This is a genomic window from Enterobacter sp. KB-221C9 (assembly GCF_041320715.1).
In the GTDB taxonomy this organism is placed as follows: domain Bacteria; phylum Pseudomonadota; class Gammaproteobacteria; order Enterobacterales; family Enterobacteriaceae; genus Enterobacter; species Enterobacter asburiae_D.
In genome coordinates this window covers 154,531-173,373 of record NZ_JBGIWG010000006.1, presented here as the reverse complement: position 1 = coordinate 173,373, position 18,843 = coordinate 154,531, and the positions used below count along the sequence as shown (strand labels likewise).

The following is an 18,843-nucleotide window of genomic DNA, read 5'->3' as shown; positions in this document are numbered from 1 at the left end:
GCAGTTAAGCCGGGTTCAAAGCCCAAAAAACTCGCGGGCCGTCAATTCATCTCGCGCAATTTGCGCTTTTAGTTCATCCAGCGAACCAAATCGCTGCTCGTTGCGTATTTTTTTACGCAGTATCACATCTATATGGCGACCATAGAGGTCCATTACAACGTCCAGCAGGTGCACTTCTAGCTGCTGACGCACACCGGCGACGGTCGGACGCGTGCCAATGTTGGCGACGCCGTAAAACGGCTTATCGCCCAGTCCTGCCACTTCTACCGCATACACCCCTTTAACCGGGGAAACCTGACGACGCAGCGGTATATTCGCCGTCGGGAAGCCTATCGTGCGGCCCAGCGCATCGCCATGGACCACGCGGCCAGAGATAGTGAACGGATGCCCCAGCAGGGTTTCCGCCGTATCCAGTTCGTCATCGGCCAGTGCCCGACGAACCGCCGTGCTGCTGACGCGCACGCCGCCTTCGCAGAAGGTCATCGCGCTGGTGACGTCAAATCCGTACTCCAGACCAGCCTTCTGTAATAGCAAGAAATCGCCCTGACGACCAGCGCCAAAGCGGAAATCATCCCCCACGGCGAGAAACTGCACGCCAAGACGCTTAACCAAAAGGTCGCTGACGAAATTTTGTGCTGTCAGTGCGGCAAAGCGACGGTCGAAACGCACACACAATACATAGTCAACGCCGGACTCCGCCAGATAGCGCAACTTCTCGCGCAGGCGAGTGAGGCGGGCGGGAGATTTATCGCCCGCGAACAGCTCCAGCGGCTGCGGCTCGAAAATCATCACTACAACGGGCAGGCCACGGGCCTCCCCTTCTTTACGCAATCCCTGCAACAGCGCCTGATGACCACGATGCACGCCGTCGAAATTACCAATGGTCAGCACGCACCCGTTTGGCGCGCTGCTGAGATTATGTATGCCGCGTATCAGCTTCATGTCTGGCTCAAAACAGTGAAAATCGCCAAAGTATACCTTGTACAGCGGTTAAGGTTAACCGGCGATTGTTCGCGCAAAACAGAAAGCCGTAATGATTTCATCAGGCTGACCTTTCGCAGCGAAAAAATCTGCTCGTGAACTGCGATTTTTATGCCGAAAGGCTGTATTCAGGGAAGACAAGCTGGTAGAATCCTGCGCCATCACTACGTAACGTAGCGTCGCTAATTAACGGCGCTTATTTGCACAAATCCATTGACAAAAGAAGGCAAAGAGGGCATATTCCTCGGCCTTTGAATTGTCCACATAGAACATATTTGGGAGTTGGACTTGGCTAATATCAAATCAGCTAAGAAACGTGCCGTTCAGTCTGAAAAGGCTCGTAAGCACAACGCAAGCCGTCGCTCTATGATGCGTACTTTCATCAAGAAAGTATACGCAGCAATCGAAGCTGGCGACAAAGCTGCAGCGCAGAACGCATTTAACGAAATGCAACCAATCGTGGATCGTCAGGCTGCTAAAGGTCTGATCCACAAAAACAAAGCAGCGCGTCATAAAGCAAACCTGACCGCGCAGATCAACAAACTGGCTTAATCGCTATTTGTTGTTGCTTGTTTAAAGAACCCGCTTAACGCGGGTTTTTTTATGCCTTCAGATTGCCGGTGGCGTAAACAGCGCCGCGTAGTCACGGTTACAGATTCGCTGTACCGCCGGGTGCTGAATCATCCTTTCGGCAAATATGGCGTGATACTCCTCCATCACGTTATCCACTCTGCCTATCTCCGTAATCTTCTCGTCCGAATAGAGATCGTGCGCGTACAGCGTCGGCGCAACGAAGATCGCGTTATGCGCTTCGCCAAAGGCTTTCATCAGCGCCGCATCGTCGAACTCACCAAGGATTTCTACCTTTAGCCCCTGCGAGTTAAACCAGTTAAGCAGCTTGCGTCCGAGCATGGAACGCCTTCCGGGCACCAGCAGGCGGCGCTCTTCAAGGCACGCGGGGAACGGTTTTTCCGGCGGCGGGTTAATGCACCAGAAGCTGACGCCGCATTCGCCAATCTTCACCGAGAACAGCCCTTCCTGCTGGGTGGAGTCGATCGGGCAGTCCGAGATAATCATGTCCAGCTTGTGCTGGCTCAGCTGTTCCAGCAGCATCTCGTGGGTGGATTCAAAGCAGCGCAGATGGATTTGCTCATCTTCTACCACCGCCGCATCCAGCACGCCGCTCACCAGCCGCTTGGACAGCGCATCCGCCACGCCCACGTCAAAGAGCAGGTTCGACTCTTTGCGGTAGTTGACGATATCCAGCATCTCCTGGCTCAGGGTGAACATTTTGTCCGCATAGCGAAACACCAGCTCGCCCAGTTCGCTGGGTTCAATACCGCGCCCTTTACGCTTGAACAGCTTGCCCTGCAGGCGCTCTTCCAGGGCCTTGATTTGCCCGGTGATGGTTTGCGGCGTCAGGTAGAGCGCCTCTGCCGCCCCCACCACCGAGCCCTGTTTATAGACGTGCCAGAAGTAGTACAGATGGTTGTAATTTAAATGAGACATCGCGTCTTCTCTCCCTGAGTGTGTATCGGGAGAAGGCTCGCCTCCTCCCGGTGTTCCGTTATGCCTGGACGGCCTGTCCGGACAATTTCACCTTCAACAAGGTATAACCGATTACCGCGGCCAGTAATGACCCGATGAGAATGCCGAGTTTAGCCCAGACGATAAGCTCAGGCGCATGCGCACCAAACGCCAGCGTCGAGATAAAGATCGACATCGTAAACCCGATGCCACACAGCACGCCGACGGCCATAATCTGCTTAAACGTGGTGCCGTGCGGTAAAGACGCCAGCTTCAGCTTCGTCGCCAGCCAGCAGAAGAGGCTAATGCCCAGCGGCTTACCGATAAACAGCCCGGCAATAATGCCCAGCGGCAGCACGGACGTCAGCCCGTCCAGCGTCACGCCACCGAGGGAAACGCCCGCGTTGGCAAACGCAAACAGCGGCAGAATCATAAAGGCGACCCACGGGTGCAGCACATGCTCCAGCTGTTTGGCAGGCGACCTGCCGTCCTGCGGCTTAAGCGGCACGAAGAAGCCGACGATCACACCTGCCAGCGTAGCGTGCACGCCCGATTTCAGCACCGCCGTCCACAGCACCATCCCCACCAGGATATAGATACCGATACGGCGAACATTGAAGACGTTCAGCAGCGCCAGCAACGCAATCGCCCCAGCGGCCACGCTCAGGGACAGGATCGACAGATCGCTGGTGTAGAACAGCGCGATAATCACAATGGCGCCCAGGTCATCGATGATCGCCAGTGCCATCAGGAAGATTTTCAGGGCCACCGGCACGCGGCTTCCCAGCAGTGCCAGCACTCCGAGCGCAAAAGCGATATCCGTCGCGGCAGGGATCGCCCAGCCGTGACGTGCAATCGGATCCTGCCAGGTGAACGCCAGGAAGAGCAGCGCCGGCACCACCATCCCACCGAGGGCGGCAATCACCGGAAACGCCGCGCGCTGGCGGCTGGCAAGCGAGCCCAGTACCAGCTCGCGCTTAACCTCAAGCCCGATGAGCAGGAAGAACACCGCCATCAGCGCATCGTTGATCCACAGCAGCATGTTCTTGTTAATTTCGAGCGCGCCGACCTTCAGCTCAACGGGCGTTTCCAGAAATGCATGGTAGAGTTCCTGCGTGATGCCAAGGTTAGCCAGCACCATCGCGGCCGCAGCGGCAATAATCAGGATCACGCCGCCGGACGCCTCACTGCTAAAAAAACGGTGTAGTAATTTCACTTTAATTCTCTCTGTTACAACAATACCTCGATAAAACCATAATACCAAGCCAGATAGCTCGACAAAAACAGATTAATATTGAGTATATATTCAGTTTTACCGAGCAATACCCCTAAATAGAAAAAGCCCGGAATCGCTTCCGGGCTTTTGCGGATGAAAACCTGCGAACAGATTAACGGGTCAAATCATCGAAGAATTTTTTGACGCCATCGAAGAAGCTTTTGGAACGCGGGCTGTTTTTCTCACCCGTCGGGCCGCCAAAGCTCTCCTGCAGCTCTTTCAGCAGCTGTTTCTGCTTGTCGTTCAGGCCAACCGGCGTTTCCACGACGACGCGGCACAGCAGGTCACCCTGCGCACCACCGCGAACGGATTTAACGCCTTTTCCGCGCATGCGGAACAGCTTACCGGTCTGGGTTTCGCCAGGCACTTTCAGGTTCACGCGACCATCCAGCGTCGGTACTTCGATTTCACCGCCCAGTGCCGCCATCGCGAAGTTGATCGGCACTTCGCAGTACAGGTTATTACCTTCACGCTCGAAGATGGCGTGCTGTTTCACCTGCACCTGAACGTACAGATCGCCTGCCGGCGCGCCGTGCTCCCCTGCTTCACCTTCACCCGCCAGACGGATGCGGTCGCCCGTATCGACGCCAGCCGGGATTTTAACGGACAGGGTCTTGGTTTTCTCAACGCGACCGTGGCCGTGGCATTTGGTGCACGGATCTTTAATCAGCGTACCGCGACCGTGACAGTGCGGACAGGCCTGCTGTACCGCGAAGAAGCCCTGACGCATCTGTACCTGACCAGAGCCGTGACAGGTTGGACAGGTCTGAGGCTGCGTACCCGCTTTCGCGCCGCTGCCGTGGCAAACGTCACACTCTTCCAGCGTCGGAATACGGATCTCTTTGGTGACACCGCGAACGGCCTCTTCCAGCGTCAGCTCCATGTTGTAGCGCAGGTCCGCGCCGCGCGCCGCGCGCTGACGACCACGGCCGCCGCCGAAGATGTCGCCAAATACATCGCCAAAGATATCGCTGAAGTCAGCGCCGCCGCCAAAGCCGCCGCCACCGAATCCACCGCCGCCCATGCCGCCCTGTTCAAAGGCTGCGTGACCGTACTGGTCATAGGCCGCACGTTTTTGTGCATCGGTCAGGACTTCGTAGGCTTCTTTGATCTCTTTAAATTTGGCTTCAGCCTCTTTGTCACCCTGGTTACGGTCCGGGTGGAATTTCATGGCCAGGCGCTTATACGCCTTTTTGATTTCACGCTCTTCCGCAGTTTTCGGAACGCCTAAAATCTCGTAATAGTCTTGCTTTGCCATTGGTTTTTTTAAGCCCCTTAACATGCGAGCACGGGCGTGGAGAGTTCTCCTACGCCCGTGCCGATTAATTACCCTGCATCAGGGCGATTATTTTTTATCTTTAACTTCTTCGAACTCAGCGTCGACAACGTCGTCGTCTTTCGCGTTGTTCGCTGAAGCGTCAGCGCCCGCCTGCTGTTGAGCGTGCTGCTGCTGAGCGATTTCCATCAGCTTCTGAGAAGCCTGCGCCAGTTCCTGCATCTTCGCTTCGATGTCCGCTTTGTCTTCACCTTTCAGTGAGGATTCCAGCGCACTCAGTGCAGCTTCGATAGCAGTTTTGTCTTCCGCTGGCAGTTTATCGCCCGCTTCTTCAACCTGCTTACGGGTGCTGTGCAGCAGATGGTCACCCTGGTTACGGGTCTGAACCAGCTCTTCGAACTTACGGTCGGATTCCGCGTTAGCTTCGGCATCGCGAACCATTTTTTCGATTTCCGCTTCGTTCAGGCCAGAAGATGCCTTGATGGTGATCTTCTGCTCTTTACCGCTGTTTTTGTCTTTCGCAGACACGTGCAGGATACCGTCAGCATCGATGTCGAAGGTCACTTCGATCTGCGGCATGCCGCGCGGTGCCGGGTTAATACCATCCAGGTTGAACTGACCCAGAGATTTGTTATCCGCCGCACGCTTACGCTCACCCTGAATCACATGGATGGTTACCGCAGACTGGTTGTCTTCAGCGGTAGAGAACACCTGGCTGTGTTTCGTTGGGATGGTGGTGTTTTTGTTGATGAGCGCAGTCATCACACCGCCCATGGTTTCGATACCCAGAGACAGCGGGGTAACGTCCAGCAGCAGTACGTCTTTCACTTCACCGGTCAGTACGCCACCCTGAACCGCAGCACCGATTGCGACCGCTTCGTCCGGGTTAACGTCTTTACGTGGCTCTTTACCAAAGAACTCAGCCACTTTCTTCTGAACCATTGGCATACGGGTCTGACCACCGACCAGGATAACGTCCTGGATATCGGATACGGACAGGCCAGCGTCCTGCAGAGCAACTTTCAGCGGCTCGATTGAACGGTTCACCAGGTCTTCTACCAGGCTTTCCAGTTTCGCACGGGTCACTTTGATGTTCATGTGTTTAGGACCGGTCGCGTCTGCAGTGATGTACGGCAGGTTCACGTCGGTCTGCTGAGCGGAAGACAGCTCGATCTTCGCTTTCTCAGCGGCTTCTTTCAGGCGCTGCATAGCCAGCGGGTCGTTACGCAGGTCAATGCCCTGATCTTTCTTGAACTCGTCAACGAGGTAGTTGATCAGACGGGTATCGAAGTCTTCACCACCCAGGTGGGTATCACCGTTGGTTGCCAGAACTTCGAAGGTTTTTTCGCCGTCAACTTCGTCGATTTCGATAATAGAGATATCGAAGGTACCACCACCCAGGTCGTAAACCGCGATAGTACGGTTGCCAACTTCTTTATCCAGACCGTAAGCCAGTGCAGCAGCGGTTGGTTCGTTGATGATACGTTTTACTTCCAGACCTGCGATACGGCCAGCATCTTTGGTTGCCTGACGCTGAGCATCGTTGAAGTAGGCAGGTACGGTGATAACAGCTTCAGTTACCGGCTCACCCAGGTAATCTTCAGCGGTTTTCTTCATTTTTTTCAGCACTTCAGCAGAAATCTGCGGTGGTGCAGTTTTAGCGCCTTTCACATCAAGCCATGCATCGCCGTTATCTGCCGCGATGATTTTGTAAGGCATGATGGAAACGTCACGCTGTACTTCTTCGTCCTGGAAGCGGCGACCGATCAGGCGTTTAATCGCAAACAGGGTGTTTTGCGGGTTTGTCACTGCCTGACGTTTAGCCGGCTGACCAACCAGAGTTTCACCATCCTGGGTATAAGCAATGATAGAAGGCGTGGTGCGATCGCCCTCGGCGTTCTCCAGCACGCGTGCAGTAGTGCCATCCATAATCGCTACACAAGAGTTGGTAGTACCCAGGTCGATACCAATAATTTTACCCATCTAAACGTCTCCACTAAAAATTCAGTCAACATGTGGTTGTGTACCTGTAATAAGGGCAGAACGTGCTTTTTCAACTGCCCAGATTTGATTTTTTTCAGGTCCACACACTGCGGTTGACTACAAGATGGGGTCGCGACGGCATCCATCAAGGGGCAAGCATAAAAAAAATTTTAATTTCACCCTGATGAGATCATAGACGCCATCGATTGCGGCCATTATGATGCCGCGCCCAGTCAGGGAGAACTGACGCGGGTTTAACCATTTCACCATATTAATGATGATTTTTTTGAGGACTTATGGGCAACACTAAGTTGGCTAATCCGGCTCCGCTGGGCCTGATGGGTTTTGGCATGACCACTATCCTGCTGAACCTGCACAATATCGGGATGTTCCCGATGGATGGCATTATCCTGGCGATGGGCATTTTTTACGGCGGTATCGCGCAAATCTTCGCGGGCCTGCTGGAATATAAGAAAGGCAACACCTTCGGCTTAACCGCCTTCACCTCTTACGGCTCTTTCTGGCTGACCCTGGTTGCCATTCTGCTGCTGCCTAAAATGGGCATGGCAGACGCGGCAAACGCTCATTTCCTGGGCGTTTACCTGGGTCTGTGGGGCGTCTTCACCCTGTTCATGTTCTTCGGTACCCTGAAAGGTAACCGCATGCTGCAGTTCGTTTTCCTGAGCCTGACCGTACTGTTCGCCCTGCTGGCGATTGGTCACCTGGTGGATAACGAAGGCATCGTTCATGTTGCAGGCTGGATTGGTCTGGTTTGCGGCGCAAGCGCTATCTACCTCGCAATGGGTGAAGTGCTGAACGAGCAGTTTGACCGCACCATTCTACCGATTGGTGAAAAACACTGATCCCTCTGTCGTGCCCGCCTCGCGGGCACGACATCCCCCCGCCTGACGAAGCCAAAATCCTAATACCAGCCCCATCAGCGAGAGCGCGAGTACATACCAGGCTGGCGCCATCGGCGACACGCCCATCAGCACGGTAACCGCAATCGGCGTCAGCCCGCCGAAAATGGCATATGAGACGTTGTAAGAGAACGAGATCCCGGTGAAACGAACTTCCGGCGGGAAAGCTCGCACCATGACGTAAGGCACAGCACCCACTACGCCCACGCACAGCCCTACCACGCCGTACAGCAGAAACAGCTGTTCAGGATGGCTGCCCGCCAGGTGATAAAACGCCCAGCTTGATGCGGCCAGTAACAGGCTACCGACGATAAAGGTGATGCGGGCACCGAAACGATCTGCCGCCAGCCCGGCGGCCAGACAGCCAAAGCAGAGCATGATTGTCGCGATACTGTTCGCCTGTAGCGTCACGGCAGGGGCGAAACCGTACTGCTTTTGCAGCCACACCGGCGACATCAGTATCACCACCACAATGCCCGCCGAGAGCAGCCAGGTGAGCAGCATCGACACCACCACCGCTTTTTTATGGCGTACCACGACCGCCTTCACCGGCAGCTCCTGCGCCAGCGCTTTGCGCTGCTGCATCTCGAGGAAAATCGGCGTCTCCTGCAGCCAGCGGCGCAGGTACATCGCGACCAGACCAAACGCCCCGCCCAGCAGGAACGGAATACGCCAGCCCCAGTCGTGCACGGCCTGCTGCGTCATGCTGGTATTCACAATCGTTGCGACCACCGAGCCGAGCAGGATTCCGACGGTCAGCCCCGCCGTTAAGGTTCCGCAGGCGATACCAATGCGCCGCGCCGGAACATGCTCCGCGACAAACACCCACGCGCCCGGCACTTCACCGCCAATCGCCGCCCCCTGAAGGACGCGCATCAGCAACAGCAGCAGCGGAGCAAGGATGCCCATCGAGGCATAGGTGGGCAGCAGACCAATGGCCAGCGTGGGTACAGCCATCAGCAGGATGCTAAGGGTAAACATCTTCTTGCGCCCGACCAGATCGCCAAAGTGGGCCATGATAATGCCGCCCAGCGGACGCGCCAGATACCCGGCGGCAAAAATGCCGAAGGTTTGCACCTGACGCAGCCATTCCGGGATATCCGCCGGGAAGAAGAGTTCTCCCACCACGGCGGCGAAGAAAACGAAGATGATAAAGTCGTAAAACTCCAGCGCGCCGCCTAAGGCCGCGAGCGTGAGGGTTTTGTAGTCCTGTCGATTCAGAGGTCGAGTGTTATGTGACATAGCGAACCATTATGCGTGTGTTGTGGATTTATTTTTACAGCAATCGTAAAGAAAAAATTACTATACCGTAAAAGCTTTACCACGCTATCGCCGCTTCAGCTAATGTTACATATTGATTAATTTCAGGAGATTGTTTCGCGACGTGCGTTTTTCGGACGAAAAGCTGCTACCACTTTCTCATCGGTTTCCACATAGGGACCGTCAAGCAGCTGTATACAATACGGTACACTTGCAAAGATGCCGTGAACGAGGACGCTGCCATCTTCTGCTTTCAGCCCTTCCAGCGTCTCTTTAATCGATTTCGGCTGCCCCGGCAGGTTCAGGATCAACGCCTGCTTGCGGATCACCCCCACCTGGCGGGAGAGAATGGCCGTCGGAACAAAGTGTAGACTGATCTGGCGCATCTGTTCGCCGAAGCCCGGCATTTCACGATCGGCGATAGCCAGCGTTGCGTCAGGCGTCACGTCGCGGCGGGCAGGCCCCGTCCCCCCGGTGGTCAGCACCAGGTGGCAGCTCATCTCATCCACCAGCTCGCAAAGCGTCTGCTCGATGATCGGCTGTTCGTCAGGGATCAGGCGGGTCTGAATGTCAAAGGGGGTGGTCAGCGCGCTGCCAAGCCACTCTTCCAGTGCGGGGATGCCTTTATCCTGGTAAACACCGCTGGAGGCGCGGTCAGAAATCGACACTAAGCCGATGCGTAAGGTATTCATATCCATTCCATTCAAAAAGTACTGATTAAAGGGAATGATACACGCAGAGAGGAAATTCAGACAGAGGCGGGGGTAAGAGGCGTGACCGGGAGCCCGGTCACGCAGAATGATTACAGCAGGTCGCCGATCATTTTTTCCAGTTTGCCCTGGTCAACAGCAAACTTACGGATACCGTCCGCCAGTTTATCTACAGCCATTGGATCCTGGTTGTGCTGCCACAGGAACTCGGATTCAGTGATGCGCTCTGGGCGTGCTTTCACTTCACCGGTGTAAGACAGTTTACGCTCCAGGGTACCTTCGCTTTCAGCCAGCTCTTTCAGCAGTGCAGGCGCGATGGTCAGGCGGTCACAGCCAGCCAGCTCGATGATTTCACCGACGTTACGGAAGCTTGCGCCCATAACCACGGTCTCATAGCCGTGCTGTTTGTAGTATTCGTAGATTTCAGTCACAGAAACCACGCCTGGATCTTCAGCCGGTGCGTACTCTTTCTTATCGGTGTTGGCTTTGTACCAGTCCAGAATACGGCCCACAAACGGAGAAATCAGGTATACGCCTGCTTCTGCACATGCACGCGCCTGCGCGAAGGAGAACAGCAGGGTCAGGTTACAGTTGATACCGTCTTTTTCCAGCTGCTCTGCCGCGCGGATACCCTGCCAGGTAGAAGCCAGTTTGATCAGAATACGGTCGTTGCTGATGCCAGCGTCGTTGTACATTTTGATCAGGCGTTTCGCTTTGGCGATAGACGCTTCGGTGTCGTAGGAGAGACGCGCATCCACTTCGGTAGAGATACGGCCAGGAACCAGCTTCAGGATTTCCAGACCGATGTTCACTGCCAGTTTGTCGGTGGCATCCACAACCTGCTGCGCGCGGTCGTTGCTCTGTGCTTTCGCCCAGGTCACTGCGTCGTCAATCAGTTTGCGATACTCAGGGATCTGTGCGGCGTTAAGGATCAGAGAAGGGTTAGTTGTGGCATCCTGCGGCTGGTACAGCTTCATTGCCGCGATATCTCCGGTGTCAGCTACGACAGTGGTGAACTGACGAAGGGAGGTCAATTTATCCGTCATGATAGTGTTTCTCTTTTAACGTGCCCTGGATAATTCACGCTACCGACAGCATGCCTGCAGCGGAAAAATGACAGGTTTACTTGTTAGGGGGATGTAACCGGTCTGCCCTGATGATAACACGACGGAGGGGTAGCGCAACCGCAGACAGTGCGCTTAGGCAGAGTATGGTAAACTCGGAAGATTAACAGGCTGCTAAGCAACAGCATGCCCAATCAGTGGTAGCGCTTACATATTCACGTTGGCATCAACAAGAGGGACGTTAATGCCTGATTTCTTTTTCTTTATTAACGAAGTCCTCTGGGGTTCGATAATGATTTACCTGCTTCTGGGAGCAGGTATTTGGTTTACGCTACGCAGTGGGTTTATCCAGTTTCGTTATATTCGCAAGTTTGGCAGAAGTCTGAAAAACAGCATCACGCCCCAGCCGGGCGGATTAACGTCGTTCCAGGCACTCTGTACCAGCCTGGCGGCACGGCTCGGCAGCGGTAATCTGGCGGGCGTTGCGCTGGCCATCAGCGCGGGCGGGCCAGGTGCGGTCTTCTGGATGTGGGTGACGGCGCTACTCGGGATGGCCACCTCCTTTGCCGAAAGTTCGCTCGCCCAGCTTTATAAAGAGAAAGATAAAAACGGTCAGTTTCGCGGTGGTCCTGCCTGGTACATGGCGCGTGGCTTAGGGATGCGCTGGATGGGCATCCTGTTCTCGCTTTTTTTACTGCTCGCGTACGGTCTTATTTTTAATACCGTCCAGGCAAATTCTGTCGCCAATGCCCTGAGCTACGCCTTCTCCTGCCCGGAGTGGGTCGCCGGTATTGCTTTAGCCCTCGTCGTTCTGCTCACCATTTCTGCCGGTCTTAAGGGCATCGCCCGCCTGATGCAGTGGCTGGTTCCCATTATGGCGCTGCTCTGGGTTGCCGCGAGTCTGTTCGTCGCCGCACTGCATATCGACCTGGTGCCGGGCGTGATTGTGACCATCGTCAAAAGCGCCTTTGGCTGGCGCGAGGTGGCCTCCGGGGCGCTGGGCTACACCTTCAGCCAGGCGCTGATGGCGGGTTTTCAGCGGGGAATGTTCTCCAATGAAGCCGGTATGGGGTCAACCCCCAACGCGGCAGCCGCCGCCTCTTCCTGGCCGCCGCACCCGGCCGCACAGGGCATTGTGCAGATGATTGGCGTCTTCACCGATACCATTATCATCTGTTCCGCCAGCGCCATGATTTTGCTGCTGGCAGGTCCCGTACCGCATTCGTCGGGAACCGCCGGGATACAGCTTCTCCAGCAGGCGCTGGTGAACCTGACCGGCGGCTGGGGTGCAGGGTTTGTCTCGCTCATCCTGATCTTGTTTGCCTTCAGCTCGATTGTGGTGAATTACCTCTACGCCGAAAATAACCTTATTTTCCTTAAACTCGACTCCCGCGCTGCAATCGGAACCCTGCGCCTGGGGGTCATACTGATGGTGATAGCAGGCTCCCTGCTCAGTATGCCGCTGGTCTGGCAGCTGGCCGATATCATTATGGCGCTGATGGCGATCACTAACCTCACGGCGATCCTGCTGCTCTCGCCCGTTGTGACCCTGATTGCCAGAGACTATCTGCGTCAGCGCAAACTCGGCGTTCCGCCGGTATTTGATCCTGCCCGCTATCCCGATATTAAGGCGCAGCTTGCCCCCGGCACGTGGGATGATTTGCCGCGGCAATAACAGCTATCGATCAATTCAGGGCGATTTTTTGCTAAAGTCGCTCTAAATTTCCTGCAAGGACTGGATATGCTGATTCTGATTTCACCTGCAAAAACGCTCGACTACCAGAGCCCGCTCGCCACCGAGCGCTATACCCAGCCTGAACTGCTGGATTACTCGCAACAGCTAATCCGCGAAGCGCGTAAACTTTCTGCGCCGCAAATCGCCTCGCTGATGAGCATCAGCGACAAGCTGGCCGATCTTAACGCGACCCGCTTTCACGAGTGGCACCCGGATTTCACCCCGGCTAACGCCCGTCAGGCGATTCTGGCGTTTAAAGGCGATGTCTATACCGGCCTGCAGGCGGAAGATTTTAGCGAAGCCGATTTCGATTTCGCCCAGCAGCATTTGCGCATGCTGTCGGGCCTGTACGGCGTACTGCGCCCGCTGGATCTGATGCAGCCGTATCGTCTGGAGATGGGTATTCGCCTGGAAAACGCCCAGGGCAAAGACCTGTATCATTTCTGGGGCGATATCATTACCGACAAGCTGAACGCGGCGCTGCGCGCTCAGGGCGATAACGTGGTGATTAACCTGGCATCCGACGAATACTACAAGTCCGTGAAGCCGAAAAAGCTGGATGCGGAGATTATCAAACCGGTGTTTCTCGACGAGAAAAACGGCAAGTTCAAGGTGATCAGCTTCTACGCCAAGAAAGCGCGCGGCCTGATGAGCCGCTACATCATCCAGAACCGCCTGACGAAGCCGGAGCAGCTGACCGCCTTTAACAGCGAAGGCTATTTCTTTGACGAGGCGTCGTCAGGGAAAGGCGAGCTGGTGTTTAAGCGCCACGAGCAGTAAAAACAAACCCCGCCAGCAGGCGGGGTTTTGCATTAATGGTGTTTCCAGTCCGGGCCGCGATCGTCGCGGTGGTCATCGTGGTGATGGTCATCATGGCGATTGTCATGTTTACGATGCTCATCATGTGGACGCCAGTGGTTATCACGCCAGTCATAGTGCGCTTTCCACCAGTCGTGGTCGCGCCAGCGGCCGCCGTCCCAGTAATGCCCGTTGTTATCCTGGTCGCCAATCTGCAGTTTTACCGCAGGTACGAGGGTAATTTCAGATGCCTGAACCGCCATGGGGGCGACCAGCATCAGTGAAAGCGCGATGAGTACAGGTTTCAGTGTAGACACAGGTGACTCCTTATTCTTCTTGCCCAACGTGGGCCGATGTAAGGAGATTACGCGAGGGGAACGGGGGATGTTATTCTCTGCAATCCTAAACGCTAAGTGACCGCATTTATTGGGAATTTCTGCTTTTTTCCTGCTTTATTTCTCCTTAATTTCTTCACAAAAAAGCCGGGTGGCGGCTACGCCTTACCCGGCCTCGGTTGAGTGCTGCTGTTGCCGGGTAGCGCTGCGCTTACCCGGCCTACGATGAGTGCGTCGTTGTAGGCCCGGTAAGGCGAAGCCGCCACCAGGCAAAAAATCACGCTCGAGCCATCATCAGCTTACGCAGCGCGGCAAAATCTGCCGGCAGTTCATGAGACAGCAGCGGCAGGTCGGCACGCTCGGCCAGCTCTTTCGGCAGCGGCAGCGTTTCGCCCAGGATCGCTTCCACGCTCTCTTTGAACTTCGCCGGATGCGCGGTGCCCAGGAACAGGCCGTATTCACCCGGGTTAAGCTGGTCGCGCAGCGCGCGGTAGGCAATCGCCGCGTGCGGTTCAGAGGTATACCCCACCGCCTTCAGCTCGCGCATGGTCGCTTTGGTGGTTTCATCCGTCACCGCGGCGTAGCCCAGGTCACCCAGACGCCAGATTTTACGGCGGAACAGCTCTTCCACGCGCGGCCAGTTGTTCGGCTGCGACACATCCATCGCATTAGAGAGCGTCGCCTGCGTGGCGTTCGGCGCCCACTTCCCGTCTTTCAGGAAGCGCGGCACGGTGTCGTTGGCGTTGGTGGCGGCGATAAAGCGTTTCACCGGCAGACCCAGGGATTTCGCCAGCAGGCCCGCCGTCAGGTCACCGAAGTTACCGCTCGGCACGGAGATCACCAGCTGGTTGCGCGCTTCCTGCGGCAGCTGCGCCACCGCTTCGAAGTAGTAGCAGATCTGCGCCAGCAGACGGCTGATGTTGATGGAGTTGGCGGAGTTCAGACCCAGGGCCACCTTCAGCTCTTCGTCGTCGAAGGCCTGCTTGACCAGCGCCTGGCAGGCATCGAAATCGCCGTCAATTGCCACGGTTTCAATGTTGCCGCCGAGCGTACAGAACAGTTTTTCCTGCAGCGGGCTGATTTTGCCTTTCGGATAGAGGATCACCACGCGGACGTTTTTCAGGCCGTAGAACGCGTGTGCCACCGCCGCCCCGGTATCGCCGGAGGTTGCGGTCAGGATGGTCACCGGTTTATCGCCGCTGATGTGGGTCAGCATCTGCGCCATAAAGCGGCCGCCGAAGTCTTTAAAGGCCAGAGTCGGACCGTGGAACAGCTCCAGGCAGCCAACGTCAGGCTCAACCTGCTTCACCGGCGCCGGGAAAGCGAACGCCGCACGCACGCGCTCTTCCAGCAGCTCCTGCGGGATTTCATCGCCGATAAACGCCGAGAGAATTTTGGTGCTGCGGGTGACAAAGTCCTGCTTCAGCAACTCGTCGATGTCGGTCAGCTGGAATTCCGGCAGGTCATGCGGGAAGAACAGCCCCTGGTTTTTGCCCAGCCCCTGAGTTACCGCCTGCGCGAAGCTGACCTGCTCGTTATGATCTTTAAGGTTATAGAGTTTCATTAATTATCCCAGTACTCGTGCGCCAGCCGTGTCCAGACGGCAAATATGAACAAAGCCTTCCTGATTTTGCAGGTAGTGTTTAGAGAGCCAGTCCGCCACGCGCTGCGCGGTGTCAGGCTTGTCGCACAGGGCGAACAGCGTCGGGCCGGAGCCAGAGATGCCGCACGCCTGCGCGCCGATATCCATCGCTGCCTGTCGCGCCTCGTTAAAGCCCGGCAGCAGCTTCGTGCGGTACGGCTCGGCAATGACGTCCTTCATCAGTTTGGCCGCCAGCTGCGGCTGACGGGTGTAGCAGGCGTGGATAAAGCCTGCCAGATGACGTCCGTGGGCGATACAGTCCTGACGACGATACTGCGCGGGCAGGATCGCACGCGCTTCCGCGGTAGACACTTTAATACCCGGATAGGCCAGCACCCACAGCCACTCATCAAACCCTGGCACCTGCTGGCTGATGATGCCATTTTCTTCGATCATCAGCTGCATGCCGCCGAGGAAGCACGGCGCCACGTTGTCATAGTGAATACTGCCGGAGATGCGCCCTTCCAGCTCGCCCATTAACCCCAGCAGGCGGTTGTTGTTCAGCGGCTTGCCGCAGTGCTCGTTCATCGCCACCAGCGCGGCGACCACCGAGCAGGCGCTGGAACCCAGTCCCGAGCCAATCGGCATGCTTTTTTCCAGCGTCATGGCAACCGGCACGTTTTTACCGATTTCCTGACAGAAGCGTTCCCAGCACTGATAGACGATATTTTCGCGCGGCTCGGACGGCAGTTTGCTGGCGAAGCGGCCCACGTTATTCAGGCTGAAGCTCTCTGCCGCTTCCACCGTGACCGTATCGCCCAGCAGGGAACCATCCACCGGCGTCACCGCCGCACCCAGCACGTCAAATCCGACGCTCATATTCGCGCTGGAAGCCGGGGCATAAACTTTGACCATGTTAAACTCCTAACTTCCATGACAGGGTACGCAGCAGATCGGCAAACACACCCGCCGCCGTAACATCGTTCCCTGCGCCATAGCCGCGAAGCACCAGCGGCAGTGGCTGATAATAGTGGCTGTAAAACGCGAGGGCGTTTTCGCCGTTTTTGACTTTGTACAGCGGGTCGTTGCCATCCACTTCGGCAATCTTCACCCGGCACACGCCATCTTCTTCAATGTTGCCAACATAGCGCAATACCTTACCTTCATCACGGGCTTTCGCAACGCGCGCGGCAAAAGCGTCGTCAAGCTGTTGCAAATTCGCCATAAAGGCGCTGACGTCACCGCCGTCATCAAATTCTGCCGGCAGTACAGGCTCAATCACGATATCCGAAAGCTCAAGCTCACGGCCCGTTTCACGCACGAGGATCAGCAGCTTGCGCGCCACGTCCATACCGGAAAGGTCGTCACGCGGATCCGGCTCGGTATAGCCCAGCTCGCGCGCGGCGCGGGTCGCTTCCGACAGGCTCATCCCTTCATCCAGCTTGCCGAAGATAAACGACAGCGAGCCGGAGAGAATGCCGGAGAAACGCTGCAGTTCATCGCCCGCGTTGAGCAGGTTTTGCAGGTTCTCAATAACCGGCAGCCCCGCGCCCACGTTGGTGTCGTACAGGAACTTGCGGCGCGACTTGCTCGCCGCCAGACGCAGCTGGTGATAGTAATCCATCGACGAGGTGTTGGCCTTTTTGTTCGGCGTCACCACGTGGAAACCTTCGCGCAGGAAGTCGGCGTACTGATCGGCCACCGCCTGGTTCGAGGTACAGTCGACAATCACCGGATTAAGCAGGTGGTACTCTTTCACCAGACGGATCAGGCGGCCCAGGTTGAACGGCTCTTTCGCCTCGTTCATCTCGGCCTGCCAGTTCTCCAGGTTCAGACCGTGAACGTTGGTGAGCAGCGCTCTGGAGTTGGCAATCCCGCAGACGCGCAGATCGATATGTTTCTTCTTCAGCCATTCCTGCTGACGCTTCACCTGCTCCAGCAGCGCGCCGCCCACGCCGCCCACGCCAATCAGGAACAGCTCGATAACCTGATCGGTGTTGAACAGCATCTGGTGAACCACGCGCACGCCGGTGGTCGCGTCATCGTTGTCCACGACAACAGAAATTGAACGCTCTGACGAGCCCTGGGCAATCGCCACGATATTGATATTGGCGCGCGCCAGCGCGGCGAAGAACTTGGCCGAGATACCGCGCAGCGTGCGCATGCCATCGCCGACCACAGAGATGATCGCCAGACGCTCCTGAATGGAGAGCGGCTCCAGCAGCTCTTCTTTCAGCTCCAGATAGAACTCTTCCTCCAGCGCGCGACGGGCGCGCAGGCAGTCGGCCTGCGGCACGCAGAAGCTGATGCTGTATTCGGAAGAGGACTGGGTGATCAGCACCACCGAGATACCGTTGCGGGACATGGCCGCAAACACGCGCGCCGCCATGCCGACCATCCCTTTCATTCCCGGACCGGAGACGCTGAACATCGCCATGTTGTTGAGGTTGGAGATGCCTTTCACCGGCAGACCGTCCTCATCGGTACTCGCGCCAATCAGCGTACCCGGCGCCTGCGGGTTACCGGTGTTTTTAATCAGGCAAGGGATCTGGAACTGGGCAATCGGGGAGATGGTACGCGGATGAAGCACTTTGGCGCCGAAGTAGGAAAGCTCCATCGCTTCCTGGTACGACATCGACTTCAACAGCCTGGCGTCCGGAACCTGGCGCGGGTCGCAGGTGTACACGCCATCGACGTCAGTCCAAATCTCACAACAGTCCGCGCGTAAACAGGCGGCCAGCACGGCGGCGGAGTAGTCGGAGCCGTTACGGCCCAGCACCACCAGCTCGCCCTTCTCGTTGCCGGCGGTGAAGCCTGCCATCAGGATCATGTGGTCAGCGGGAATTTTGCTTGCGGCGATACGGCGGGTTGATTCGGCAATATCAACGGTGGATTCGAGGTAGTGGCCCACCGCCAGCAGTTTTTCAACCGGGTCGATCACGGTCACGCTATGGCCGCGCGCTTCCAGCACGCCCGCCATGATGGCGATAGAGAGTTTTTCGCCCCGGCAAATCAGCGCCGCGTTGATGCTGTCCGGGCACTGGCCGAGGAGGCTGATGCCGTGCAGGACGTGTTTGATTTGCGCGAATTCCTGCTCAACGAAGGACTTCAGCTGAGCGTGCGGGAAGCCAGGCAGCGCCTCTGCCAGCCCTTGCAGTAAGTCAGCAAAGATACGCTCTGCGTCGCTGATGTTCGGGAGTGCATCCTGGCCACCGATAGTTTTTTCAATCATCGCCACCAGATGGTTCGTGATTTTTGCCGGGGCAGAGAGCACGGTCGCAACCTGCCCCTGCCTGGCGTTGCTTTCCAGGATATCGGCAACACGCAGAAAGCGTTCTGCATTTGCCACTGATGTACCGCCGAACTTCAACACTCGCATGGTTCTACCTCGTTTCC

16 protein-coding genes and 1 pseudogene are annotated in these 18,843 nt (G+C 56.5%); 4 read left to right on the top strand and 13 right to left on the bottom strand.

Going from position 1 to position 18,843, the window contains the following annotated elements; genetic code table 11:
• Positions 1–15: 15 nt before the first annotated feature.
• Positions 16–942 carry a bifunctional riboflavin kinase/FAD synthetase gene (gene ribF, locus AB8846_RS11045; protein ID WP_063143314.1) on the bottom strand — a complete coding sequence of 309 codons (927 nt, stop codon included), beginning with the start codon at positions 940–942 and terminating at the stop codon, positions 16–18.
• A gap of 7 nt (positions 943–949) precedes the next feature.
• Positions 950–1,168: pseudogene (locus AB8846_RS11040) on the bottom strand (DUF2575 domain-containing protein).
• Positions 1,169–1,269: 101 nt separating this feature from the next.
• On the opposite strand from AB8846_RS11040, the gene rpsT reads away from it, so the two are divergent.
• Positions 1,270–1,533 carry a 30S ribosomal protein S20 gene (rpsT, locus tag AB8846_RS11035; protein WP_003856458.1) on the top strand — a complete coding sequence of 88 codons (264 nt, stop codon included), beginning with the start codon at positions 1,270–1,272 and terminating at the stop codon, positions 1,531–1,533.
• A 57-nt stretch (positions 1,534–1,590) separates the two neighbouring features.
• Here the strand turns inward: rpsT and nhaR are convergent, their stop codons facing one another.
• From nhaR to dnaK, 4 genes are all read right to left on the bottom strand, one after another.
• On the bottom strand, positions 1,591–2,490 hold the full coding sequence (gene nhaR / locus AB8846_RS11030; RefSeq protein WP_370732708.1) for a transcriptional activator NhaR: 900 nt from the start codon (positions 2,488–2,490) through the stop codon (positions 1,591–1,593).
• A gap of 58 nt (positions 2,491–2,548) precedes the next feature.
• The gene (gene nhaA, locus AB8846_RS11025) at positions 2,549–3,724 is read right to left on the bottom strand and encodes a Na+/H+ antiporter NhaA (protein WP_370732707.1); all 1,176 of its coding nucleotides are present in this window, start codon (positions 3,722–3,724) and stop codon (positions 2,549–2,551) included.
• A 172-nt stretch (positions 3,725–3,896) separates the two neighbouring features.
• Complete coding sequence (dnaJ, locus tag AB8846_RS11020; protein WP_023310347.1) at positions 3,897–5,042, bottom strand: molecular chaperone DnaJ; 1,146 nt, start codon at positions 5,040–5,042, stop codon at positions 3,897–3,899.
• Positions 5,043–5,129: 87 nt separating this feature from the next.
• The gene (dnaK, locus tag AB8846_RS11015) at positions 5,130–7,043 is read right to left on the bottom strand and encodes a molecular chaperone DnaK (protein ID WP_024907421.1); all 1,914 of its coding nucleotides are present in this window, start codon (positions 7,041–7,043) and stop codon (positions 5,130–5,132) included.
• A gap of 296 nt (positions 7,044–7,339) precedes the next feature.
• Here dnaK and satP point away from each other — a divergent pair, with 296 nt between their 5' ends.
• The gene (satP, locus tag AB8846_RS11010) at positions 7,340–7,906 is read left to right on the top strand and encodes an acetate uptake transporter (protein WP_023334461.1); all 567 of its coding nucleotides are present in this window, start codon (positions 7,340–7,342) and stop codon (positions 7,904–7,906) included.
• Here the strand turns inward: satP and AB8846_RS11005 are convergent.
• The 3 genes from AB8846_RS11005 to tal all read right to left on the bottom strand — a co-directional run bounded on the left by AB8846_RS11005 (position 7,883) and on the right by tal (position 10,979).
• Positions 7,883–9,205 (bottom strand): MFS transporter, encoded by a 1,323-nt coding sequence (locus AB8846_RS11005; RefSeq protein WP_370732706.1) that lies wholly within the window; start codon positions 9,203–9,205, stop codon positions 7,883–7,885. The genes satP and AB8846_RS11005 overlap by 24 nt on opposite strands.
• Before the next feature lie 122 nt (positions 9,206–9,327).
• On the bottom strand, positions 9,328–9,915 hold the full coding sequence (gene mog / locus AB8846_RS11000; protein WP_023310343.1) for a molybdopterin adenylyltransferase: 588 nt from the start codon (positions 9,913–9,915) through the stop codon (positions 9,328–9,330).
• Between the two features lie 110 nt (positions 9,916–10,025).
• Complete coding sequence (tal, locus tag AB8846_RS10995; RefSeq protein WP_023334458.1) at positions 10,026–10,979, bottom strand: transaldolase; 954 nt, start codon at positions 10,977–10,979, stop codon at positions 10,026–10,028.
• A 262-nt stretch (positions 10,980–11,241) separates the two neighbouring features.
• Here tal and AB8846_RS10990 point away from each other — a divergent pair, with 262 nt between their 5' ends.
• Both AB8846_RS10990 and yaaA read left to right on the top strand, forming a co-directional pair.
• Positions 11,242–12,672: an alanine/glycine:cation symporter family protein gene (locus AB8846_RS10990; protein WP_370732705.1), complete on the top strand. Its 1,431-nt coding sequence runs from the start codon at positions 11,242–11,244 to the stop codon at positions 12,670–12,672.
• Between the two features lie 66 nt (positions 12,673–12,738).
• On the top strand, positions 12,739–13,512 hold the full coding sequence (gene yaaA, locus AB8846_RS10985; protein WP_063143307.1) for a peroxide stress protein YaaA: 774 nt from the start codon (positions 12,739–12,741) through the stop codon (positions 13,510–13,512).
• 32 nt (positions 13,513–13,544) lie between these two features.
• Here yaaA and AB8846_RS10980 read toward each other — a convergent pair whose 3' ends face one another.
• The 4 genes from AB8846_RS10980 to thrA all read right to left on the bottom strand — a co-directional run bounded on the left by AB8846_RS10980 (position 13,545) and on the right by thrA (position 18,826).
• Complete coding sequence (locus tag AB8846_RS10980) at positions 13,545–13,847, bottom strand: DUF2502 domain-containing protein (protein ID WP_331413442.1); 303 nt, start codon at positions 13,845–13,847, stop codon at positions 13,545–13,547.
• A gap of 295 nt (positions 13,848–14,142) precedes the next feature.
• On the bottom strand, positions 14,143–15,429 hold the full coding sequence (gene thrC, locus AB8846_RS10975) for a threonine synthase (RefSeq protein ID WP_159515485.1): 1,287 nt from the start codon (positions 15,427–15,429) through the stop codon (positions 14,143–14,145).
• Positions 15,430–15,432: 3 nt separating this feature from the next.
• Positions 15,433–16,362, bottom strand: a complete 930-nt coding sequence (gene thrB / locus AB8846_RS10970) for a homoserine kinase (protein WP_370732704.1) — start codon at positions 16,360–16,362, stop codon at positions 15,433–15,435.
• A gap of 1 nt (position 16,363) precedes the next feature.
• The gene (thrA, locus tag AB8846_RS10965) at positions 16,364–18,826 is read right to left on the bottom strand and encodes a bifunctional aspartate kinase/homoserine dehydrogenase I (protein WP_370732703.1); all 2,463 of its coding nucleotides are present in this window, start codon (positions 18,824–18,826) and stop codon (positions 16,364–16,366) included.
• Between the last annotated feature and the right edge of the window lie 17 nt (positions 18,827–18,843).